The organism is Symbiobacterium terraclitae (assembly GCF_017874315.1).
Taxonomy (GTDB): Bacteria; Bacillota; Sulfobacillia; order Symbiobacteriales; family Symbiobacteriaceae; genus Symbiobacterium; species Symbiobacterium terraclitae.
The window spans coordinates 73234-94218 of sequence record NZ_JAGGLG010000008.1; the positions used below are offsets into that span (position 1 = coordinate 73234).

The following is a 20985-nucleotide window of genomic DNA, read 5'->3' on the forward strand; positions in this document are numbered from 1 at the left end:
GGGCTCCGCACCCCTTCTCAGTGCACGCCGAAAAGGCCCAGGATCTCCTCCCGGGTCAAGCGCTGCAGCACGAACTGCTGCTCCTGGTCCTCGTTCAGCTCGGTGAGCGGGTCCATCACCTGGTGGAAGAGCTCCCGCTTCTGCTCCACCAGCTGGGCGATGCGCTCTTCCACCGTGCCCCGGGTCAGCAGGCTGGTCACGTGGACGGTGCGGCGCTGGCCGATGCGGTGGGTGCGGTCCTCGGCCTGCTGGGCGACGGCAGGGTTCCACCAGTGATCCAGATGGTAGACGTGGTTGGCCCGGGTGAGGGTGATGCCGACCCCGCCGGCCTTCAGCGACATCGCCAGCACCCGGGGCATCTCCTTGTGCTGGAAGTGGTGCACCACCAGCTGCCGGTTCCAGTCGCTGAGCGAGCCGTCGAAGAGGATGGCACCGAACGGCTCCAGCCGGGGCATGAGCCGCTCCAGGGTCACCTTCGGGTACTGGGAGAAGATGAGTACCTTCTCGCCCCGGTCGATCAGTTCGGCCAGCTCCTGCTCCAGGTAGTCCACCTTGCAGGAGGCGCCGGTTTCGGGGTCGAGGTTGCAGATCTGCTTCAGCTTGTTGAGCAGGGTGAGGGCGATCATCGGGGCGGCGGCGTGGCCGGCCTGCCGGATGGCCAGCACGCCGGCCCGCTCGGCGGCCTCGTAGGCCAGCCGCTGGGCCGGCGCCAGGTCCAGCCAGACGGTGCGGTACTCCTTGGGCGGCAGGTGGCGGAGCACGTCGGCCTTGCGCCGCCGGAGCACATAGGGCGCGATCCGCCGGTGGATCTCCTCCACCGGGCAGCCCTTCCGACTGGGCAGCAGGCCCGGCTTCAGGTAATGGAAGATGGCCAGCAGCTCCTCCACCCGGTTCTCCAGGGGCGTGCCCGAGAGCCCCCAGCGCCACCGGGCCTCCACCCGGGCCACCGCCCGGTGCGTCGCGGTCTCGGGGTTCTTGATCCGCTGGATCTCGTCCAGGAGGATCAGGTCGTAGGCGGCGGGATCGGCCAGACCGGCCTTCAGGTCCTCCCGCCAGGTCTCGTAACCGGTCACGTGAACGTGCGCCTGGCTGCGCCAGTACCACTGGCGCCGCTTCCGGGGCCCCTCCACCGGCACCGCACGCAGGTCGGGCGCCCACCGCCGCAGCTTGTAGTACCAGTCGAAGATCAGCGTCTTGGGACACAGGATCAGGGCCCGCCCGACCTCGCCCCGGCGGATCAGCAGCCGCAGCGCGGCGATGGCCTGGATCGACTTGCCCAGCCCCATCTCGTCGCCCAGCAGGGCGACGGGGTGCTCCATCAGATACCGGGCCCCCTCCTCCTGATAGTCGTACAGCTCCTCGCCGGGCGGAGCGTAGAGGGCGCCCGGGTCCGGTGCCGCACCCTCCGGCGCTGCCGGCAGGTCAAAAAACAGCAGGGGTGCGTCCGGACTCTGGCTGCCCCACTCACTCTCGGCGAAGATGGCGGGGGCGGGCGGCAACCCGAGGCTCTGGGTGACCGTCGACAGACTCACGGCGCAGACTCCCCCCGTTCGCTGCATTCTTCGTCCGGGATAGTCTGCGCCGTGCGCATGTAAACATAACAGGGATGTTCTGGTCAAACGCACGTGCGGAGGTGTTGCTCACGATGGCCGATGCGGCGGAGATTCGCAAGTTCGGTGTGGAGCCGGATTTCGAGCGGTACACGTACGATCCCAACGCCTGCTCCTGGTGCGGCCAGCCGGTGCTGATCATCCAGTCCAAGGAGCGCATGCCGGGCTACCGCACCGAGGCGACGGCGTGCGAGAACTGCATGTCGAAGCTCTCGAAGCGGACGCGCGCCAAGGAGTTTCGCTGGGTCTTCCTGCAGGACTGGCGGCCCGAGTAGGCGGGCACAACTGGGTGAGGTGTTCGGCGGTGAAGCGGTGCATGCCGCTGCTTGCGGCTCTGGTTCTGCTGCACGGATGTTCGTCCGTCCCGACTCCCCAGCAGGTCACCGAAGCGCAGGCCCGGTCTTTCTTTGACCAGGCCGTACATGCAGCGCTCACTCATGATGATGTGACCACACTGTGCGATCTCGCCGGGTCTCGCACCAACTGTCTCCTTGACCTGGAAAGGTTGCAGGAACGAACCCCGACGGAGGCGCCGGAGATCCTGTGCACGTATGAGCTGCCATCGCAGCAGACGGAGCGAGCCGCGCTCGTCGGGGGTCAGGTCCTGGTCGTTGCCGGTGCGGACGGGAAAGGTGACCCGTATCAGACGGAAGTGCTGGTCTTCCACGATGGTCAGGACTTGAAGGGGACCAACATCGTCTGGTGGTCGAACCGAGGCATCGGGGCAGCGAAGCTGGTGGAAGACGGCGAGGGCAACGTGTATGCCATGGCTGCCACGGCCGGGCCGGAGGAACGCGATCCGTGCCGGGACCGCTGATCCGGAAGAACGGGCCGTTGAACAGAGCCATCCTCATGCCGGGCTTCACCTGGAGCTTGGAAGCGAAGCTCACCCTATCCCTCCGTTCAGGGCCGCAATCGTCTCCTGCGGCACCCGCACGGGTTCCCGGGGGATCCGGGCAAGGTCGAAGCACGGGATCAACTCCTGCGGCCGGACGGGCTCGGGACGGTCGATGAGGCCGGCCAGGTATGCGAGGTGGCCCGCCACCGCCTCGGGCCGGGTCCCCGCCGCCCGGATGCCTGCGAGGGTCACCGCGCCGTGGCGCTTGGCCAGGCGGGCGCCGTCCGGCCCCAGCAGGAGCGGCAGGTGTCCGAACTGCGGCACCGGCCAGCCGAGGGCGCGGTAGAGCAGGATCTGGCGAGGGGTGGAGTCCAGCAGGTCCCCGCCCCGCAGCACGTGGGTGACTCCCATCAGGGCGTCGTCCACCACCACGGCCAACTGGTAGCCGATCACCCCGTCGGCCCGCCGCACGACGAAGTCGCCGCCGGCCCCCGGCGGGAAGTGCTGCGGCCCGGCCACGAGGTCGACGAAGGCGACGGGCTCGTCGGGCAGGGCGAAGCGGAGCGAGGGCGTCTTGCCGCCGGCCTCCCGGGCGCGGCGCTCCTCGGGCGTCAGGCGGCGGCAGGTGCCGGGGTAGACCGGCCCCTCGGCGGCCAGCCCGTGGGGGGCGGAGGCGATGGCCATCAACTGCGCCCGGCTGCAGTAGCAGGGGTAGAGGTGACCGGCGGCCTGGAGCCGGGCCAGGGCCTCCGCGTACAGCTCCGTCCGCTCGGACTGGTAGTAGGGCCCGTGAGGGCCGCCCGCGCCGGGCCCCTCGTCCCAGTCGAGGCCCAGCCACCGGAGGTCATCGCAGGCCTGCCGGGCCAGCTCCGCCCGGGAGCGGGCCCGGTCGATATCCTCGATGCGCAGGATGTACCGGCCGCCCGCCCGGCGCACGTGGAGCCAGGACAGGAGGGCGGTGAGGGCGTTTCCCAGGTGGAGTACCCCGGACGGGGTGGGAGCGAATCGGCCGCAGAGCATGATGCGATCACCCGGCCTACCTATTCTGCGCCGGGGACCGGCTTGCCCTGCACGGCGGGGACAGGTTATTCTGTTCAGGAGCACACGGGACAAGGTTGGAGGGAATCGGTCGATGCACAGGCGTTGGCAGGCGGCCGCCGCGCTGCTCCTCACCCTGGCCCTGCTGGCCGGGTGCGGCGGGGCGGGCAGGCCGCAGGACGTGTACCGCAACCGGCCCCCCGCGGGCCAGGACAGCGCCCGGACCGGAGGCCAGCCGGGCGGCAGCCAGGCGGGCGGACAGAGCGACGTCGGGCAGCGTGAACCCAAGCAGTGGGACGCACCCCCGGCGATGGCCATCGACCCGGAGAAGCGCTACATCGCTACGATGGAGACCAGCATGGGCACCATGACCTTCGAGCTCTTCGCCAAGGAGGTGCCCCAGACCGTCAACAACTTCGTCTTCCTCGCCCGTGAGGGCTTCTACGACGGGGTGGTCTTCCACCGGATCATCAAGGACTTCATGATCCAGGGCGGCGACCCGACCGGCACCGGCACCGGCGGCCCGGGCTACACCATCCCGGACGAGTACCCGGTGCAGCGGCCCTACAAGCGTGGCACCCTGGCCATGGCCCGCACCAGCCTGCCCAACTCCGCCGGCAGCCAGTTCTTCATCTGCACCGGGCTGGAGTGCGGCGGCCTCGGCCGGCAGCCGGTCTACGTGATCTTCGGCCAGCTGCTGGAGGGCGACGACGTGCTGACGCAGCTGGAAGACGTTGAGGTCACCAAGGGCAACGACTTCGACCCGGTGCCCTCCACGCCGGTGGAGCCGCCGGTGATCAAGCGGGTGACCATCACCGAAGAGTGAGTGCCCACGCGCCCCTGCCCGCATCCGGGCGGGGGCGCTGCGTGAGGGCGCTGCACCCCGGGGCATGCGGCGGAGGGAGGAGTGCGGATGGCGGATGTAAGGCTGCTCCTGCCGGAGCCGGAGGCGGGCTGGGCCGCCTGGCTCGGGGAGGTGTTCCGGCGGCTGTCGGACGCGTTCGGGCCGCGCCACTGGTGGCCCTCGGCCCTGGCGCCGGCGCCGGCGAAGGCCGGGCCGTTGGAGATGATCGCGGGGGCGATCCTGGTGCAGAACGTGGCCTGGACCAACGCGGAGAAGGCGGTGCGGGCCCTGGCGGAGGCGGGGCTCCTGGACGTGGCGGCGCTCCACGCGGCCCCCGTGGAGAAGATCGAAGTGCTCATCCGGCCGGCGGCCTACTTCCGGCAGAAGGCCCGGCGGCTGAAGGAGTTGGCCGCGCACGTGACCGCACGCCACGGGGGCGAGCTGGCCGCGATGCTGCGCCAGCCCCTGGCCGACCTGCGGGCGGAGCTGCTGGCGCTCAAGGGTATCGGGCCCGAGACGGCCGACTGCATCCTCTGCTATGCCGCAGGCCTCCCCGTGATGGCGATGGACGCCTACACCCGGCGCATCTTCTCCCGGGTGGGCCTCTTCGACCCCGGCGTGCGCTACGGCGAGATGCAGGCCTTCTTCCACGCCCACCTGCCTGAGGACCCCGACCTGCGGGGCGAGTTCCACGCCCTGATCGACGCCCTGGGCAACCGCCTCTGCCGAAAGCGGGAGCCCCGCTGCGCCGAGTGTCCGCTGCGGGACCTCTGCGGGCGCGTGGGCGTGGATGCGGATGCGGGATCGTGAGGGAGGAGCGCCCGTGCGCATCATCTTCAAGGACAAGAAGAACTCGTCGGGCACGATCAAGGACGGCGAGATCGTGCTCTACATCTCCAGCCGCCTGCCGAAGGCGGTCCAGGCGCGCCACATCGAGCAGTTGACGCAGCGGCTGGCCCCCCGGCTGGAGCGGGCCCGCCGTGCCGCCCTCTCTGGGCAGGACCCGCTGCTCGGCCTCACCCCCTCGCCCGTCACCGACGACGCCGCGCTGGAGGCCTGGGCGCGGCGGATCAACGCGCAGTTCTACGGGTTCCGCATGGGCCGGGTCCGCTTCCGCAAGCAGGAGTCCCGCTGGGGCTCCTGCAGCGGCCGGACCCGGAACATCCAGATCAGCCACCGGCTCCGGGGCGGCCCCCACGAGCTGCTGGAGTATGTGCTGATCCACGAGATCGCCCACCTGGGCGAGCTGAACCACAGTTCCCGCTTCTGGGCGCTGGTGGAGCGGGCCTGCCCCGACTGGCGGGAGCGGCGCCGCCTGCTGCGCCGCTATGAGGAGTACCTGAAGAGCCTGCCTGCGGCAGAAGGTTCCTTATCCACCACAGCGAACTTCTCCAGGCAACGTGCGTTCGCCGAAGAGGGGGATGGACGCGATGGCCGACTTTGAGCGGCTGGGCCTGTTCTACCTGGGACGCAACTACGACCCGGAACGGCAGCAGCCCACCGATGAGCTCACGCTCTACAACGCCCGGGACCTGACCACCCATGCGATCTGCGTGGGCATGACGGGCAGCGGCAAGACCGGCCTCTGCATCACCCTGCTGGAAGAGGCAGCCATCGACGAGATTCCGGCGATCGTCATCGACCCGAAGGGCGACATCGCCAACCTGCTGCTCACCTTCCCGGACCTGCGCCCCGAGGACTTTGCGCCCTGGGTCGATGAGGACGAGGCCCGCCGCCAGGGGCGCACCGTACAGGAGTATGCGGCCCAGCAGGCGTCCCTGTGGGAGGAGGGGCTGCGGGAGTGGGGGCAGGGTCCCGAGCGGATCCGCAGGCTGCGCGCAAGCGCCGATTTTGCCATCTACACGCCGGCCAGCAGCGCCGGCATCCCGGTCTCGGTCCTGGGCTCCTTCGCCGCCCCGCCGGCCGCCGTGCTCGAGGACGCGGAGGCGCTCCGAGAGCGGGTGACCGCCACCGCCAGCAGCCTGCTGGCCCTGCTGGGCATCGAAGGGGACCCCAACCTCAGCCGGGAGCACCTGCTCATCGCCCGGATCCTGGACCACAACTGGCGGGCCGGGCAGAGCCTGGACCTGATCGCGCTGATCCAGCAGATCCAGTCGCCGCCCTTCGACCGGGTGGGCGCCCTCGAACTTAACGCCTTCTATCCCGCCGCAGAACGCTTTGCCCTGGCGATGAAGCTGAACACCCTCATCGCCTCGCCCGGCTTCGAGGCCTGGCTGACGGGCGTGCCGCTGGAGATCGATCAGCTGCTCTACACGCCGCAGGGCAAGCCCAGGGTCGCCATCTTCTCGATTGCCCACCTGGGCGATGCGGAGCGGATGTTCTTCGTGTCGCTCCTGCTCGAGCAGGTCCTGGGCTGGATGCGGGCCCAGCCCGGCACCAGCTCCCTCAGGGCGCTGCTGTACATCGACGAACTGTTCGGCTACCTGCCGCCCGGGTCCAACCCGCCGTCCAAACGGCCGCTGCTCACGCTGCTCAAGCAGGCCCGGGCCTTCGGGCTGGGCGTCGTGCTGGCCACGCAGAACCCGGTCGACCTGGACTACAAGGCCATCTCCAACGCCGGCACCTGGTTCATCGGCCGCCTGCAGACCGAGCGGGACAAGCAGCGCCTCATGGACGGGCTGGAGAGCGCCGACGGCGGCCTGCCCCGTGCCGAGCTGGAGCGGCTGCTCTCGCACCTCGGCAACCGGGTGTTCCTGCTGCACAACGTCCATGCCGACGGGCCGGTCCTCTTCACCGCCCGCTGGGCGATGTCCTACCTGCGGGGCCCGCTGACCCGGCAGCAGATCCAGCGGCTGATGGATCCCTACAAGGCGGCGCAGGCCGCCGCGCCCGCAGGCGGGGTTCCTGCGGCGGCGAGCAGGACAGCCGCTGCCGGCGGGCCTGTCGCGGCCCCCCACCCCCCGTCCGGTGCGTCGGGTGCCGCCCGCCCGGTCCTTCCGCCCGATGTGCCCCAGTACTATGCCCCGCTGCGCCGGCGGCCACCGTCGGCCGGCTCCGTGGAGTACCGGCCCTACTGTCTGGGGGCGGCACGGGTGCGGGTCTACGACCGGAAGGCGGGGGTCGACGAGACGCAGGACGTCCTGCTCGTGGCGCCCCTGCGCGACGGCGTGCTCCCGCTCTCGTGGGAGGAGGCGGAGAGGCCCGCCTTCGCACTGGACGACCTGGATCGTGAGCCCCCGGCCGATGGGTCGTACGGTCCGCTGCCCCCCGAGGCCGCGAGTGCCCGCAGCTACACCCGGTGGAAGAACGAGCTGATCAGCGAGCTGCCCAGGCTGCACGGGGTCCCCCTCTTCAGGAGCCCCTCGCTGGGCCTGGTCTCCGCGCCGGGCGAATCCGAGCGGGAGTTCCGCCTGCGGGTGCAGACCCGCGCCCGGGAGCAGCGCGATGCCAAGATGGACGCCCTGCGGAACCGCTACGCCAGCAAGCTGCGGACGCTGGAGGACCGGCTCCGGCGGGCCGAGGAGCGGTACCAGAAGGAAGTGCAGGAGTCCCGCAGCGAGCTGTTCAACACAGCCCTCTCGGTGGGATCGAGCCTGCTGCGAGCCCTCACCGGCAGCCGCTCGATCACACAGGCGACCACGGCCGGCCGGTCGGTGAGCAGGGCCTGGCAGCAGCAGCAGGATGTCAGCCGGGCGGCCTCGAACGTCGAGGCGGTGCGGGCGCAGATCGCCGAGCTCGAGGCGGAGCTGGAGCGGGAGGCACGGGCGGTCGAGGAGCAGTTCCAGGCCATGGCGCACGAGGTGGAACCGATCACGATCCGGCCCGGCAAGGCCAACATCGATGTCCGGCTGGTGGCGCTGGTCTGGATGCCCTTTGGCCGGGACGAGTCGGGCGCCCCCGTGCCGCTCTGGTAGCCAGATCTGCCGCAGGCCAACAGGGGAAGGGTGGATATGGGTTGAGCGCGATCATCGAGGTCAAGGGGCTGCGCAAGGAGTTCAAGGTGGCCCGCCGGAAGGAGGGCGCCTTCGCGGCGCTGCGGACGCTCTTCTCCCGCGAGTTCGACACCAAGGTGGCCGTCAACGACGTCTCCTTCACCATCCAGCCCGGCGAGCTTGTGGGCTACATCGGGCCCAATGGGGCCGGCAAGTCGACCACCATCAAGATCCTGACCGGCATCCTCGTGCCCACGGCGGGGGAGGTGCGGGTGCGGGGGTTGGTGCCGTATCACCGGCGGGTGGAGAACGCCCGCCAGATCGGCGTGGTCTTCGGCCAGCGCACGCAGCTCTGGTGGGACCTGCCGACCATCGAGTCGTTCCAGCTGCTGCAGCACATCTACAAGGTTCCCAAGGAGCGGTACCAGCGCAACATGGACCGGTTCCGGGAGCTGCTGGGCCTGGACGAGTTCCTGAACACCCCGGTGCGGCAGCTCTCGCTGGGCCAGCGGATGCGCGCCGACCTGGCCGCGGCCCTGCTGCACGACCCGGAGGTCGTCTACCTGGACGAGCCCACCATCGGCCTGGACGTGGTGGCCAAGGAGAAGATCCGGGACTTCATCCGGGCCATCAACCGGGAGCGGGGCGTGACGGTGATCCTGACCACCCACGACATGCAGGACATCGAGAAGATCTGCGAGCGCATGATCCTGATCGACCGCGGCACGGTGATCTACGACGGACCGGTGGCGCAGATCAAGGAGCGGTTCGGCAAGCAGCGGACGCTGGTCGTGGACCTGGAGCCCAACGGCCAGCTGCCGGAAGTTGCGGTGGAGGGGGCGGAGGTGGTCCGCCGGGAGGCGAACCGGATCTGGCTGCGCTTCAACCGGGACGAGCTCTCGGCCAGCGAGCTGATCTCCCGGGTCTCGGCCCGCTACGCCATCCGCGACCTGACGGTGGAGGAGCCGGAGATCGAAGGGATCATCTCCCGCATCTACCAGGAAGGGATATAGCGCGGGATCCAGGGCATCCGCGGGTGCAGCGACCAGGAAGGGATACGGCTCGGGATCCAGGGCAAGCCTCGGATGCAACTGCCAGGAAGGGATACAGCTCGGGATCCAGGGAGTCCGCGGGTACAGCTGCTCGGAAGGGCTGCAGCCCGGGGTCGTGGGCATCGCGGCGGCACGCGCAAGACGGGGGCTGCCCCGGCAGAGGTCTCTCTGCGGGGGCAGCCCCTGAAATGTCCTGTGGTCTGCCGCCTAGTATGGATTGCAGGCGATGCCCTCCACGTCGGGCACCTGCTCGGGCGAGTTGCAGGCGGGCCGGTAGTACTCGAAGAGGCTCCGCACGCAGCCCTTGCGCTCGGTCTCGTCGGCCACCACGGCGTAGGAGTAGGCCACCTCGTCCGTGGCGATGCGCGCCTTGGCACACGGGCTGATGCCGGCGGCCTGCGGATCGCCCTCCACGATGGTGCCCATGTAGGCCAGCAGCGTGCTGTACAGGTTGCTCGCCTGGCCCACGTAGAAGACCTCCCATGCGCCGTCGGCCAGGCGCGCGTGCAGCTTGAAAACGCCGGGCTTCTGCGGAACGTCTACAATGTCGAGGGGATGGGCGAACCGCCCGCCCTTCCAGTCCAGCCCCAGGATGGTCATCCAAGCCACGGGTTGCTCCCCTTTCGCGCAGGGTCTTCGCGACGATTCCGTCCTACTTGGTGACTATTTCACCACGCACCATTGGCCTGTATCGTAGCACAAACTGCCCATTCCGTCCAGAGGAGGCGGCTCGCAGGCGCCAGACGATGGCAGCCTGCCGGGGAAGGGAGAACAGGCGAAAGCGGCGAATCCAGCCTCGGTTCCCTCTAAGTCTTGATGGTGTATGCTTTGATAATGCTTGCCCGACGCCGCGTCGTGGAACCCATGGCGCCGCGGGCTCTGCCAGGGGAGTTATGCGTGTGAAGCGTGCGCTGATATGGCCTGTGCTGCTTATGATCCTGGTCGGCTGCACCGCCCTTTCCGCCGTGCCGGCGGACGGGCCGGGCAGCGGCCCGCCTGCGGAGGGGCCGGCGGATCCCGGCGCAGCGCCCGTGACGGGATCCGGTGCCGGGGACGCCGAAGCACCTGGTTCGACGGCCGGTCCGGAGCCCGGCGGCTCTGCCGGCGAACCGGGGACCGCGCCCGGCGACGACCGCCAGGTGACCATCACGTTCGTGGGGGACATCATGCTGGGCCGCATTCCGGGCGAGCACATCGCCAGGGGCGAGGATCCTTTCGCCGGCGTGGCCGACGTGCTGACCCAGGCCGACCTGACCGTCGGCAACCTGGAGTGCGTCATGTCCACACTGGGAGAGCCCATCCCCAAGTGGTTCAACCTCCGCTGCGACCCGAGCGCCGTGACGGTGCTGGCCCGGTACATGGACGCCGTCTCCGTGGCGAACAACCACTCCGGCGACTACGGCAAGGAGGCCTTCGTCGATCAGCTCCAGCAGCTGAGGGCGGGCGGGGTGCCCTACTTCGGCGGCGGCATGAACTTCGCCGAGGCGCACCAGCCGCTGATCCTGGAGCGGAACGGCCTCAAGGTGGCGCTCCTGGGCTACAACAACGTGGAGCTGCGCAGCTACGAGGCCGGCCCCGACACGCCCGGGCTCGCCTGGATCGAGCTGGACCAGCTGGCCGCGGACGTGCGGTCGGCCAGGGAGCAGGCCGACATCGTGGTGGTCTACCCGCACTGGGGCTACGACTACATGCCCTGGCACGCCGAGGACCAGGCTGAGATCGCCCGGGTGGCCATCGACGCGGGGGCCGACCTGGTGGTGGGCACCCACCCGCACGTGACGCAGCCCGTGGAGATCTACAACGACCGGCTGATCGCCTACAGCCTGGGCAACTTCATCTTCGACGACTTCGTGGATGTGGGCCCCGAGCTGGACGAGCCGTCCCGCATCAGCTGGGTCCTGACCGTGACCCTGGGCCGGGACGGCATCAGCCGCTGGGAGACGCGGGTGGCCCGAACGGACGACCGCGGCTTCCCGCAGTGGCTGGAGGGGGTCGCCTCGCCGTGCAGCGACGGGGCGCCCGAAGAGGGGTACCTCTGCTACCCGGGCTAGAAGGCTGGCGGATCAGTGTGTAATCACCGTTGTCCAATCGTGTGTCTGGTGGGCTGCAGGCGCCCGTGGGTGGCGCCGGCAGCCCACCTCGTCGCTGCGGGACCGTCCGTCGCCTCCGCGGGGCAGAATAACGCCGGAAGGAGGCGATGGGCCATGACGCGTGCAGAGGCGCTGGAGCGGCTCAAGTTCCTGTACGACCAGGTGCACCAGACGGCGGAGCGGCAGGAGCACCTGCAGGCGCGCCTGCCGCTGGATATCGAGCCCCAGTCGCTGAACTACGACGAGGATCTGGAGCGATTGCGCGGGGAGTACAACCGGTTGGTGCAGGCGGCAGAGGCCGAGGGGATCCTCTCCGCCGCCGACCTGGAGCAGCAGGGCCTCCCTGCCCGCATGGAATCCTGAGCGCGCACCGCTGCGGTGCGCAGCCCACAGCCCCGGATCTGGCGATGCGCCGGCGCCTACCCGAGCTGAATCGGCAGATCGAGCGCGATGGCGGAGCGGCAGAGCCGCGTGAGGGCGTACCAGACGCCCACGGGCCCCCCGAGGGCGGCGATCTCCTCATCGTCCTCGGGCAGCGCCCGCGCCCGGGCCATCGCCGCGGGGAACCGCTCGGCCAGGACCGGCTCCAGGGCGGTCAGCTCGGCCAGCAGGGCGACGGCCGAGCCCAGCGAGAGATCGCCCAGCACGAAGGACTGGGGGAAGTCGTAGGGGACGTAGAGGCCCGAGTCGCCGGCGTGGTTGATCAGGTGGTTGAACTGGAGCCCGGCCTTCACCCGCCCCTCCTGGTAGTCCGCGACGGAGTGGCCGTGCTGTGCCGCGGCCAGCGCACGCAGGGCCTCCAGGTCGTCCATGGTCCCGACGACCGCCGACGGCCCTTCTTCGGTGCGCGGCTCGGCGAGGTGGGTCTCCAGGAAGTACAGCAGGTTCAGCGCCTCGTCGATCGCGCGGGCCCTCTCCCGGTCTTCGAGCTGCATGAGGGCCAGCTCCTCGGGGTCCTCCTCGCCGGTGGTCAGGCGGTAGCTCTCGATGGTCAGGACCAGCGGGGCGACGGCAGCTAGAATTTCCAAGGGTGTTGCGCTTCCTTTCTGCTCAGAACGGATGGGGCGACGCCATCGGCCACTGGTGCGCGTCGGACGCCTCGCGGTCGCACCGGCTCCAGGCGCCGAGCGCGGCCTCGAGCACCGCGCAGGCCAGGCGGTTGGTGAGGCCGCCGGCGTCCCGGTCGGGGTGATACTCGACCAGGTCCATGGCGATCAGGTTCCGTCCGCGGACGATGGCCTTCACCAGGTCGACGGCCTCATCCCGGGTGAAGCCGCCGGGCACTGGCGTCATCGTGCCGGGGGCATCAGCCGGGTCGACGGAGTCGATGTCGAAGGAGAGGAAGACGTTGGGCCGCAGCCCGGCCAGGATCTGCTCCCTCCGGGCCCTGACCTCGGCGGGCGTGAGCACCTCGACCCGCTTTGCGGCCAGGAGGCGCCGCTCGCCCGGATCCAGATCGCGGATGCCCCAGAGGTGCAGCCGGTCCGGCGTGATGACCCGGCCCAGGGCGTCCGGCAGGAGGCCGGCGGCCAGCGAGAGCACCATGCCGTGGGGGTTGCCCGTGGGCGAGGTCTCGATGGTGTTGAAGTCGCCGTGGGCGTCGACCCAGACCACGTCAAAGTCGTCGCCAAGCTCTGCCAGGGCCATGATGGTGCCCAGCGAGGTGGAGTGGTCGCCGCCGATGGTGAGGAGCAGGTCGCCGGGCCGGGTGACCCGGAGCCAGTGATCCCGCTGCCGCCGGGCGGCCTCGACCACCTTCGCCACGCGGGTGGGAGCCGGGTCGGAGGTGAGCCCGGGCGGCACGGCCATGTCGCCGTGGTCGACGACGTGGGGGTCGTGGCGCCGGAGCGCCTGCAGCAGGCCGGAAGCCCGCAGCGCCTCGGGCCCGTGGCGCACGGCGCTGCGCGGAAGGCCGAGAGTGGTGGGAAAGCCGAGTACGTGTATGGTCATCGCGTGACTGCGCCCCCAGTATTCGAAAGAGTATATTCAATGTGGTATATGCACTTCTGCATATTCGTGTTCCACCGGGGCGATTCCTTCCCGATCGGTTATTGAATGGCTTCCGGGCGAAAGCTAGGGTCAGGAGGGTGGTCAGATGCCGAAGAAGGCTAAGGGCACGGCGAACAAGGCCCGGCAGAAGAAGCCGAAGGAGCTGACGCCGCTGGACCGTCTGAAGCTGGAGATCGCACAGGAGCTGGGGCTGAGCGAGAAGATCGCCCGGGCCGGCTGGGCGGAGCTGACCGCTGCGGAGTCCGGCCGGCTGGGCGGCATCCTGAACCGGCGGCTGAAGGAGCTGCAGTGCGTCATCGGCCCCAAGGGCACGCTCATTCCCAGGGCATAGGATGCCCCGGCCGTCCGGGCGCCGCCCGCGCACGGCGCCGGTGCGGACCCCCTGGCCGTTCCGCGGCCAGGGGGTCTGTCTGTCAGGCTCGTCGACCGCACATCAGGTTGGACTGAGCGACGGGCGAAAAAGTGTTGGCATTAGCCGATTAAGTTAGCGCGTGTGCCGGCGGCGGAGTCGCGCAGGGGGACGGGGCGGCACCTCCCATGGGCGCAGGGCGAGAGGACTAGGCCTCCACCGGCGCCCCCGCTGCAACCCGGGCGAGTTCCCCGTGGCGGAAGCAGTCGACCAGGTGGTCGTTGACCATCCCGACGGCCTGCATGTACGCGTAGCAGATCGTGGGCCCCACGAAGGCGAAGCCCCGCTTCTTCAGGTCACGGCTCATCGCCACGGATTCCGGGCTGCTGGAGGGCACCTCGGCGGGGTCGGTCCAGTGGTTGACCCGCGGCACACCGTCCACGAAGCGCCAGATGTAGTCGGCGAAGGTGCCGAACTCCTCCTGGACCTTGAGGAAGGCGCGGGCGTTCCGGATCGCGGCCTCGATCTTCATGCGGTTGCGGATGATCGTGGGATCGGCCAGCAGAGCCGCAACCTCTTCCGGGCCGAAGCGGGCCACCGCCTCCGGGTGGAAGTCGGCGAACGCCCTGCGGTAGGCGGGGCGGCGCTGCAGGATCGTCGTCCAGCTGAGGCCGGCCTGTGCGCCTTCTAGCACCAGGAACTCGAACAGGGTGCGGTCGTCGCGGACGGGTGCGCCCCACTCGGCGTCGTGGTAGGCGACGAGGAGCGGAGTGGTGGCCCAGCTGCACCGGTGCGTGACCATGGGGGACACTCCTCGTATGCTAGCGGTCAGAGACCGCTAGTTTACTTTTTCGGGTCATTTCTCGGAAACTGGTCTTGAAGGCCAGAGAGGGGGAAGAGCTGCCACACTCCTGCAGGGCGATGAGGAGGCGGGAAGCTGCCTCGGAGTCGCTGCTTCGAAAGACTGCTCCCCTCGGCCAGGCGCCAGTTGCCAACACGCTGGTTGCGCACCCGGCAGTTTGCGGGCGCCGGAACGCAGCAGGCCCGGCGGTGCACCCCCGCACCCGGGACGGTGCTGATCACACGCGAGGCTGCATTCACGCCTGGCCCCGAGGGCGACCCGATCCCTCTTTGCGCCTCAGTCCCTCAGAAGGGAGGTGACAGCGTGCACACCCTGTTTGTTGGCATTGACGTCAGCATGCACACCAACGAGGTGCTGGCGATGCTCCAGGACGGGCGGGAGGTGGACAGCTTCCGGGTCGCCAACGACCTGCCAGGTGCGGAAGCCCTGGTGGAGCGCCTGGTAAAACTGGTAACCTCCCGCCGACTGGAGCGGGTGGTGCTCGGGGTCGAGGCGACCGGCATTTACTCCTGGCACCTCGTCCAGCACCTGCGGCAGGCACCGGCTCTACAGCCCTTTCAGCCTGTCGTCCACACCTTCAACCCCAAGGTGGTACGCGGCTTCAAGCAAGCGTACCCGGAGCTACCCAAGACCGACCGGGTTGACGCCTGGGTCATCGCTGACCGGCTGCGGTTCGGCCGCCTGCCGGCTCCAGGGGTTCTGGAGGACCGTTACGAGGCGTTGCGGCGCCTCACGCGGACCCGGTACCACTTGGTGCAGGATCTCGTCCGGGCGAAGCAGCGCTTCTTGAACGCTCTGTTCCTGAAGTTCAGTAGCTTTGCCCAGGACAAGCCGGTGGGAAGGACCTTCGGCGCCACCGCCCTGGCCTTCACGGTCGAGACGGAGTGCATCGAAGTGCTGGCCGCCACGCCCATCGAGGAACTGGTGGAGCGTGTGGCCCGGTACAGCCGGGGCCGGATCGGCGATCCGGAGGCGGTGGCTGCGGCGGTGCAGAAGGCCGCCCGCAGTTCCTACCGGCTGCCTAAGGCCCTGGCGGATCCGGTCAACCTGGAGCTGGCAACTCACCTGAGGCTGATCCGCTCCCTGGAGGAGCAGATCGAGACCCTGTCCAGGCCCATCGAGGAACTGCTGGCGACCATCCCCAACACGCTGGGGTCGGTCAAGGGCCTGGGACCGGTCTACGTGGCCGGCATCGTGGCAGAGATCGCCGACATCTGGCGCTTCCGTAACCACAACGCCGTGGCCAAGTACGCCGGCCTGGCCTGGTCTCGCCACCAGTCTGGCAAGTTCGAGTCTGAGGAGACCCGCCTGATCCGCACGGGAAACCGCTACCTGCGGTATTACCTGATCGAAGCCGCTTGCAGCCTCGCGGTGCACGACGCTGAGTTCAAGCGGTACTATCAGCGGAAGAAGGCCGAGTCCAAGACCCATGCCCACCAACGTGCCCTCGCGCTGACGGCCCGCAAACTGGTCCGGCTGGTGGACCACCTGCTGAGGTCCAACCGGCTGTACAACCCACTCGGGGCACCCACCCGGTAGAAACAGGGTGGCATGCCATCTAGCTCCACCCACAACCCTGGTTGGTGTGGGTCAGGTTGGTTATTGCCTTCACACCGCTGAACCTTGATAAATCACCTGCATTATGTCAACTCACCCCTCTTGACATGTCACCGCTGGTCTTCCCACTGTGTGGTTGGCTGAGTCAGCCGTACTCTCGCGATCATCATCTGGATCTGCTGGCTATATTCTCCACCTTCATCCGAACTCCTGCTCGGTGCAGGGAGAAAATTCGTTCCCCCATTCTGAGGCAAGGGCGGCCCCGTAGCGATACTGGCCACGGGGCTGAAGCGGCGCCTGTTGCCACGGCCGGCAGCGGCGCCGGCCACCGCCGCGGGCGGTGTTACTCGATGTAGATCATCTTCCGGGTCATGCCGCCGTCCACCACCAGCTGCTGGCCGGTGATGAAGCCGGACTGCAGCGGGTCGGCCAGGAAGAGCGCGGCCGCGGCGATATCCTCGGGCCGCCCCACCCGGCCCACCGGGTGCTGGGCGTGGTCCTCGGGGCGCAGCTCCTCGCCGACGACGTCGATCCAGCCCGGCAGGATGGCGTTCACCCGGACCGCCGGCCCCAGCGTCATGGCCAGGGCGTGGGTGAGGGCGAGGATGCCCCCCTTGCTGGCGGAGTACGCCTCGGTGTTGGGCTCGGACATCAGGGCCCGGGTGGAGGCGATGTTCACGATGGCGGCCTGCCCCGCCGCCCGCAGGAGGGGCGCGGCGTAGCGGGACATCAGATACGTGCCCCGCAGGTTGACGGCGATCACCCGGTCGAACTGGGCCACCGGGGTCGACTCCAGGGGGCCGAACTGCGAGATGCCGGCGTTGTTTACCAGCACGTGCAACACGGGGCCGACCTGGTTCAGGAAGCCGCGAACCTGTTCCTCGTCCGCCACGTCGCAGCGGTGCATCTCCACCCCGTCCACCGGCAGCGGGTCCACGTCGGCCCCCAGGACCCGGGCGCCCTCGGCGGCGAAGGCCAGGGCGGTCGCCCGGCCGATGCCCCGGGCGGCGCCTGTGACGACCACGACCTTGTCTGCGAACCGCATCTGAGACCTCTCCTTCGTCGGTACTCCGATTCGTCTTCCACGTTCGCTTCGAGGAATGCTTCTCCCTCTCTGGCAGCACGCGGGAGCCGTCCCAGGCCATCGCGCAGCAGAGCCGGGGGTCCGCCCCCCGGCTCCCTTCACTAGCGCTCATTCTTCGCCTTCGGATCAAAATAGTCGCGTAACCCGTCGCCCAGCAGGTTCACCGACAGCACAGCCAGCATCACGAAGAGCCCCGGGAACACCGCCAGCCACCAGGCCTCCGGCAGGTACTGCCGGCCCGAGGCCAGCATCTCGCCCCAGTCCGACGTGGGGGGCTGGGTGCCCAGGCCCAGGAAGGAGAGCGAGGCGGTGGTGAGGATGGCGGAGCCGACGGAGAGCGTGGCCTGCACCAGCAGCGGGCTCAGGATGTTGGGCAGCAGGTGGCGCATCAGGACCCTGCCGTGCGAGGCGCCGGCCGCCTGGGCGGCGGCGACGTACTCCCGCTCCCTCAGCGTCAGGACCTGCCCCCGCACCAGCCGGGCGTAGCCGGGCAGCGAGACCACGGCCACGGCCAGCATGGCGTTCAAGAGCCCCGGGCCCAGCGTGCCCACGATGGCCAGCGCCAGGAAGATCATCGGGAAGGCCAGCAGCACGTCCAGCAGCCGCATCAGGACCTGATCCCAGCGGCCGCCCATGTAGCCGGCGACCAGGCCGATCAGGGTGCCGGCGGTGGCGCCCAGCACCACCGGCACCACACCGGCCACCAGGCTCACCCGGCCGCCGTACAGCACCCGGGAGAGCAGGTCCCGGCCGAACTCGTCGGTGCCGAAGGGGTGGCCGGCCGAGGGCGGCTGCAGCCGGATCTTCCAGTCCTGCAGGTTCGGGTCGTGGGGGGCCAGGTGCGGTGCCAAGAGGGCCGAGAGCACGAGCAGGAGGAAGACCACCAGCCCGGCCACGGCCAGCCGGTTGCGCGCGAAGCGCCTCCAATTAGTCATAGCGTATCCGCGGGTCTAGCCCCGCGTACCCCAGGTCGACGATCAGGTTGACCAGGCTGAAGACCACCGCCACGAACAGGATGCAGCCCTGGATCAGCGGCAGGTCGCGCCCCCGGATGGCGTCCACCGTCAGCCGGCCCAGGCCCGGCAGGCTGAAGACCGACTCCACCACCACGGCGCCGCCCAGGAGGCCGCCGAACTCCAGCCCCAGGGTGGTCAGCACCGGGATGAAGGCGTTGCGCAGGGCGTGGCGGAACACCACGCTGCGCTCCGCCAGCCCCTTGGAGCGGGCGGTGCGCACATAGTCGTCCCGCAGCGACTCGATCAGCGACGAGCGGGTCATCCGGGCGATGAAGGCGATGGAGGCCAGCGCCACGGTCGTGGCCGGCAGCACCATGTGCCGCCAGGTGCCGGTCCCCGAGGGCGGCAGCAGCCGCAGCTCCAGGGCGAAGAGCTGCATCAGCAGGATCCCCACCCAGAAGGTGGGCATGGAGACGCCCAGCAGGACGATCAGCATCACCAGGTAGTCGAGCCAGGTGTTCCGCCTGACCGCCCCCACCACGCCCAGCGGGATGCCTACCAGCGCGGCCAGGGTCAGGGAGATCACCGTCAGCCGCAGCGTGGTGGGGAAGCGGGCTGCGATCTCGCCCGCCACGGGCCGGTCGCCCCGGAAGGAGCGGCCCAGGTCGCCCTGGACCGCTCCCGCGAGGAAGTCGAAGTACTGCTCATACCATGGGCGGTCGAGCCCCAGCTGGTGCCGCAGCCGCTCGATGTCCTCCGCCGACGCCCCCTGCGCCTCCTGCCCGAGGATCGCCCGGGTCGGGTCGCCGGGGGTGAGGTAGAAGAGGAGGAAGACCAGCAGCGTCACCCCGAACAGCACGGGCAGCACCAGCAGGAGCCGCCGCGCGGCGTAGCGCAGCATGGGTGCTACTTCACTTCGGCCTGGCGCAGGTCGAGGTTGATGCTGGAGAACGGGTAGACCTCGCCCTGCAGCCGGTCGTTCTTGGCGTAGGAGGAGAGCGGGTAGTACAGGTTCAGGTACGGCAGGTCGGCCTGCACCTGCTCCTGAATCTGCCGGTAGAGGGCCTTCCGCTGGCCCTCGTCGGTGGTCGACCGGGCCTCCTCCAGCCACTGGTCCACCTGGGTGTTGGCGTAGAACGCCTTGTTGTCGGCCCCGTGCTGCAGCGAGTGGAGCAGGGCGTAGAATGTGTAGTCGGCGTCCATCGTCACGGTGCCCCAGGAGGAGAGCCAGAGGCCGTGGTCGTCGGCGGCGATCGCCTCGGCGAAGGCGCCGTAGTCGGTGACCACCACTTCGAGGTCGATGCCGATCTGGCTCAGCTGCGCCTGGATCGCCTGGGCGATCTGCTGGTTCTCGGCGCCCTCGTAGGTGTTGAGCCGGAGCTTCAGCGGCGTGGTCACGCCGGCCCGGGCCAGGAGCGCCTTGGCGCCCTCGGGATCGTACTCGGGGCCGTCCAGGTCAACCGCAGCGCCGAACACGGTGGGCGGCACCAGGGCGTTGCCGAACTGGGCCATGCCCTGCCGGAGCGTCTGCACGATGCCCTCGCGGTCGATGGCCATGGCGATGGCCTCCCGGACCTCAGGTGTGGCCAGCGGGCCGGTCTTCATGTTGAAGCCCAGGAACATGGAGCCCCAGCCCAGGAAGCGGGTGGCGGAGAGCTGCGGGTCGTTCTCGATCTCGGCGAACCGCTCGGGCTGCACGCCCGTGATCAGGTCGACGGTGCCCGCCTTCAGCTCGGTCAGCTGGGTGCCGGCCTCGGGGATGACCCGCAGGACCACGGTCTCCAGCTTGGGCTTGCCGCCCCAGTAGTCGGGGTTCGCCTTCAGGGTGACGGAGTCGCCGGCCTTCCAGTCAGCCAGGAGGAAGGGGCCGGTGCCCGCCGGGTTCTTGGAGAGGTCACCCTCCGCCGCCTTGGGGCTGACGATGGCCGTCACCGGGTGGGAGAGGTGGGCCAGCAGCGGCGCGAAGGGCGTGCTGGTGCGGATGCGGACCGTGGTCTCGTCCACCGGCGTGATCTCCTCGATCATGTTGACGATGAAGGCGCCGGGGCCCTTGGTCTCCGGGTTCGCCAGCCGCTCCAGGCTGAACTTCACGGCCTCCGCGTTGAACGGGGTGCCGTCGGAGAACTTCACGCCCTCCCGCAGCTTGAACTCCCAGGTGGTCTCGTCCACCGGGGTCCACTCGGTGGCCAGCCGCGGCTGCAGCGACCCGTCGGCCGCCCGGAAGAGCAGCGTCTCGTAGAGCTGGTTGGTGACGGTGAAGACGTAGCCGTTGAAGCTCTTGTGCGGATCCAGCGTGGTGGGGTCGCCGCTGATGGCGATGGTGATGGACTGCGCCGGCGGGGTCGTCTGGCCGCCGGTCTGCGGGGACGGGGTCTGATTCTGGTTCTGGTTGTTGGCGCCGCAGGCGGAGAGCACAGCCAGGCTCAGCGCCAGCAGCAGGGGAAGCAGCCTCTTCTTCACAGGGCAGCACCTCACTTGATCACTGGAATGTGGCGTCGTTAGGGGGTTTCCGGGAATCCCGGAACCGGTGTGGCGGAAGGGTGCGAATTTGAGTTTGTTGATCGGATACATCGGGATTCTGCGTGCCGCCACTGGGTTATTATGCCTTACAACCTCGCAAATTTCCATAACGAATTAGGCCCAGTTTGGCGGGCGGGCTGCATCCTTCAGTGTTCCCGCACGAGGCGGCGCCGCACCCGCCTTCTCCGCCGGCGCTGCTGAACGCCCGACCCGCACTGGCGGAGGCACGATCCAGTCGATTGGCCGCGCAACCAGGTCGAATGGCCGCCGGACCTGCGGCAT

General features: G+C 69.3%; 21 protein-coding genes. 11 read left to right on the forward strand and 10 right to left on the reverse strand.

Going from position 1 to position 20985, the window contains the following annotated elements:
* Window positions 1-17: 17 nt before the first annotated feature.
* Entirely contained in the window at window positions 18-1532 is a 1515-nt protein-coding gene (locus J2Z79_RS06530) for a DEAD/DEAH box helicase (RefSeq protein ID WP_209466062.1), read from the reverse strand.
* Between the two features lie 113 nt (window positions 1533-1645).
* On the opposite strand from J2Z79_RS06530, the gene J2Z79_RS06535 reads away from it, so the two are divergent.
* Both J2Z79_RS06535 and J2Z79_RS06540 read left to right on the forward strand, forming a co-directional pair.
* Window positions 1646-1885: a hypothetical protein gene (locus J2Z79_RS06535; protein ID WP_209466063.1), complete on the forward strand. Its 240-nt coding sequence runs from the start codon at window positions 1646-1648 to the stop codon at window positions 1883-1885.
* 29 nt (window positions 1886-1914) lie between these two features.
* Window positions 1915-2427, forward strand: a complete 513-nt coding sequence (locus J2Z79_RS06540) for a putative periplasmic lipoprotein (protein WP_209466064.1) — start codon at window positions 1915-1917, stop codon at window positions 2425-2427.
* Between the two features lie 69 nt (window positions 2428-2496).
* On the opposite strand, the gene gluQRS is transcribed toward J2Z79_RS06540, so the two are convergent.
* Window positions 2497-3468 carry a tRNA glutamyl-Q(34) synthetase GluQRS gene (gluQRS, locus tag J2Z79_RS06545; RefSeq protein ID WP_209466065.1) on the reverse strand — a complete coding sequence of 324 codons (972 nt, stop codon included), beginning with the start codon at window positions 3466-3468 and terminating at the stop codon, window positions 2497-2499.
* 112 nt (window positions 3469-3580) lie between these two features.
* Between gluQRS and J2Z79_RS06550 the strand changes: the two genes are divergently transcribed.
* The 5 genes from J2Z79_RS06550 to J2Z79_RS06570 all read left to right on the forward strand — a co-directional run bounded on the left by J2Z79_RS06550 (window position 3581) and on the right by J2Z79_RS06570 (window position 9236).
* A complete protein-coding gene (locus J2Z79_RS06550) occupies window positions 3581-4312 on the forward strand; it encodes a peptidylprolyl isomerase (protein ID WP_245302347.1) in 732 nt (243 codons plus the stop codon).
* Window positions 4313-4399: 87 nt separating this feature from the next.
* The gene (locus J2Z79_RS06555; RefSeq protein WP_245302349.1) at window positions 4400-5140 is read left to right on the forward strand and encodes an endonuclease III domain-containing protein; all 741 of its coding nucleotides are present in this window, start codon (window positions 4400-4402) and stop codon (window positions 5138-5140) included.
* 13 nt (window positions 5141-5153) lie between these two features.
* Window positions 5154-5774 (forward strand): M48 metallopeptidase family protein, encoded by a 621-nt coding sequence (locus J2Z79_RS18835; RefSeq protein ID WP_209466066.1) that lies wholly within the window; start codon window positions 5154-5156, stop codon window positions 5772-5774.
* Entirely contained in the window at window positions 5761-8205 is a 2445-nt protein-coding gene (locus tag J2Z79_RS06565) for an ATP-binding protein (protein ID WP_209466067.1), read from the forward strand. The genes J2Z79_RS18835 and J2Z79_RS06565 overlap by 14 nt, the downstream gene beginning before the upstream one ends.
* 41 nt (window positions 8206-8246) lie before the next feature.
* Complete coding sequence (locus tag J2Z79_RS06570) at window positions 8247-9236, forward strand: ABC transporter ATP-binding protein (protein ID WP_209466068.1); 990 nt, start codon at window positions 8247-8249, stop codon at window positions 9234-9236.
* A 246-nt stretch (window positions 9237-9482) separates the two neighbouring features.
* On the opposite strand, the gene J2Z79_RS06575 is transcribed toward J2Z79_RS06570, so the two are convergent.
* Entirely contained in the window at window positions 9483-9884 is a 402-nt protein-coding gene (locus J2Z79_RS06575; protein ID WP_209466069.1) for a GIY-YIG nuclease family protein, read from the reverse strand.
* A 290-nt stretch (window positions 9885-10174) separates the two neighbouring features.
* Here J2Z79_RS06575 and J2Z79_RS06580 point away from each other — a divergent pair, with 290 nt between their 5' ends.
* Entirely contained in the window at window positions 10175-11326 is a 1152-nt protein-coding gene (locus J2Z79_RS06580) for a CapA family protein (RefSeq protein WP_209466070.1), read from the forward strand.
* 153 nt (window positions 11327-11479) lie between these two features.
* Window positions 11480-11728, forward strand: coding sequence for a hypothetical protein (locus tag J2Z79_RS06585; protein WP_209466071.1), 249 nt, complete (start codon window positions 11480-11482; stop codon window positions 11726-11728).
* A gap of 56 nt (window positions 11729-11784) precedes the next feature.
* Here the strand turns inward: J2Z79_RS06585 and J2Z79_RS06590 are convergent, their stop codons facing one another.
* A complete protein-coding gene (locus J2Z79_RS06590) occupies window positions 11785-12393 on the reverse strand; it encodes a hypothetical protein (protein WP_209466072.1) in 609 nt (202 codons plus the stop codon).
* A gap of 22 nt (window positions 12394-12415) precedes the next feature.
* Entirely contained in the window at window positions 12416-13315 is a 900-nt protein-coding gene (locus tag J2Z79_RS06595; protein WP_209466073.1) for an arginase, read from the reverse strand.
* A 145-nt stretch (window positions 13316-13460) separates the two neighbouring features.
* Here J2Z79_RS06595 and J2Z79_RS06600 point away from each other — a divergent pair, with 145 nt between their 5' ends.
* Window positions 13461-13706, forward strand: coding sequence for an alpha/beta-type small acid-soluble spore protein (locus J2Z79_RS06600; protein WP_209466074.1), 246 nt, complete (start codon window positions 13461-13463; stop codon window positions 13704-13706).
* Between the two features lie 226 nt (window positions 13707-13932).
* Here the strand turns inward: J2Z79_RS06600 and J2Z79_RS06605 are convergent, their stop codons facing one another.
* Window positions 13933-14526, reverse strand: coding sequence for a DNA-3-methyladenine glycosylase I (locus tag J2Z79_RS06605; RefSeq protein ID WP_209466075.1), 594 nt, complete (start codon window positions 14524-14526; stop codon window positions 13933-13935).
* A 363-nt stretch (window positions 14527-14889) separates the two neighbouring features.
* Between J2Z79_RS06605 and J2Z79_RS06610 the strand changes: the two genes are divergently transcribed.
* Window positions 14890-16125 (forward strand): IS110 family RNA-guided transposase, encoded by a 1236-nt coding sequence (locus tag J2Z79_RS06610; protein ID WP_209466076.1) that lies wholly within the window; start codon window positions 14890-14892, stop codon window positions 16123-16125.
* Window positions 16126-16486: 361 nt separating this feature from the next.
* Here J2Z79_RS06610 and J2Z79_RS06615 read toward each other — a convergent pair whose 3' ends face one another.
* From J2Z79_RS06615 to J2Z79_RS06630, 4 genes are all read right to left on the reverse strand, one after another.
* On the reverse strand, window positions 16487-17188 hold the full coding sequence (locus J2Z79_RS06615) for an SDR family NAD(P)-dependent oxidoreductase (RefSeq protein WP_209466077.1): 702 nt from the start codon (window positions 17186-17188) through the stop codon (window positions 16487-16489).
* Window positions 17189-17328: 140 nt separating this feature from the next.
* Entirely contained in the window at window positions 17329-18162 is an 834-nt protein-coding gene (gene nikC / locus J2Z79_RS06620) for a nickel transporter permease (RefSeq protein WP_209466078.1), read from the reverse strand.
* Window positions 18155-19084 carry a nickel ABC transporter permease gene (gene nikB / locus J2Z79_RS06625; protein ID WP_209466079.1) on the reverse strand — a complete coding sequence of 310 codons (930 nt, stop codon included), beginning with the start codon at window positions 19082-19084 and terminating at the stop codon, window positions 18155-18157. The genes nikC and nikB overlap by 8 nt, the downstream gene beginning before the upstream one ends.
* 5 nt (window positions 19085-19089) lie before the next feature.
* The gene (locus tag J2Z79_RS06630) at window positions 19090-20643 is read right to left on the reverse strand and encodes a glutathione ABC transporter substrate-binding protein (RefSeq protein WP_209466080.1); all 1554 of its coding nucleotides are present in this window, start codon (window positions 20641-20643) and stop codon (window positions 19090-19092) included.
* Window positions 20644-20985 lie beyond the last annotated feature (342 nt).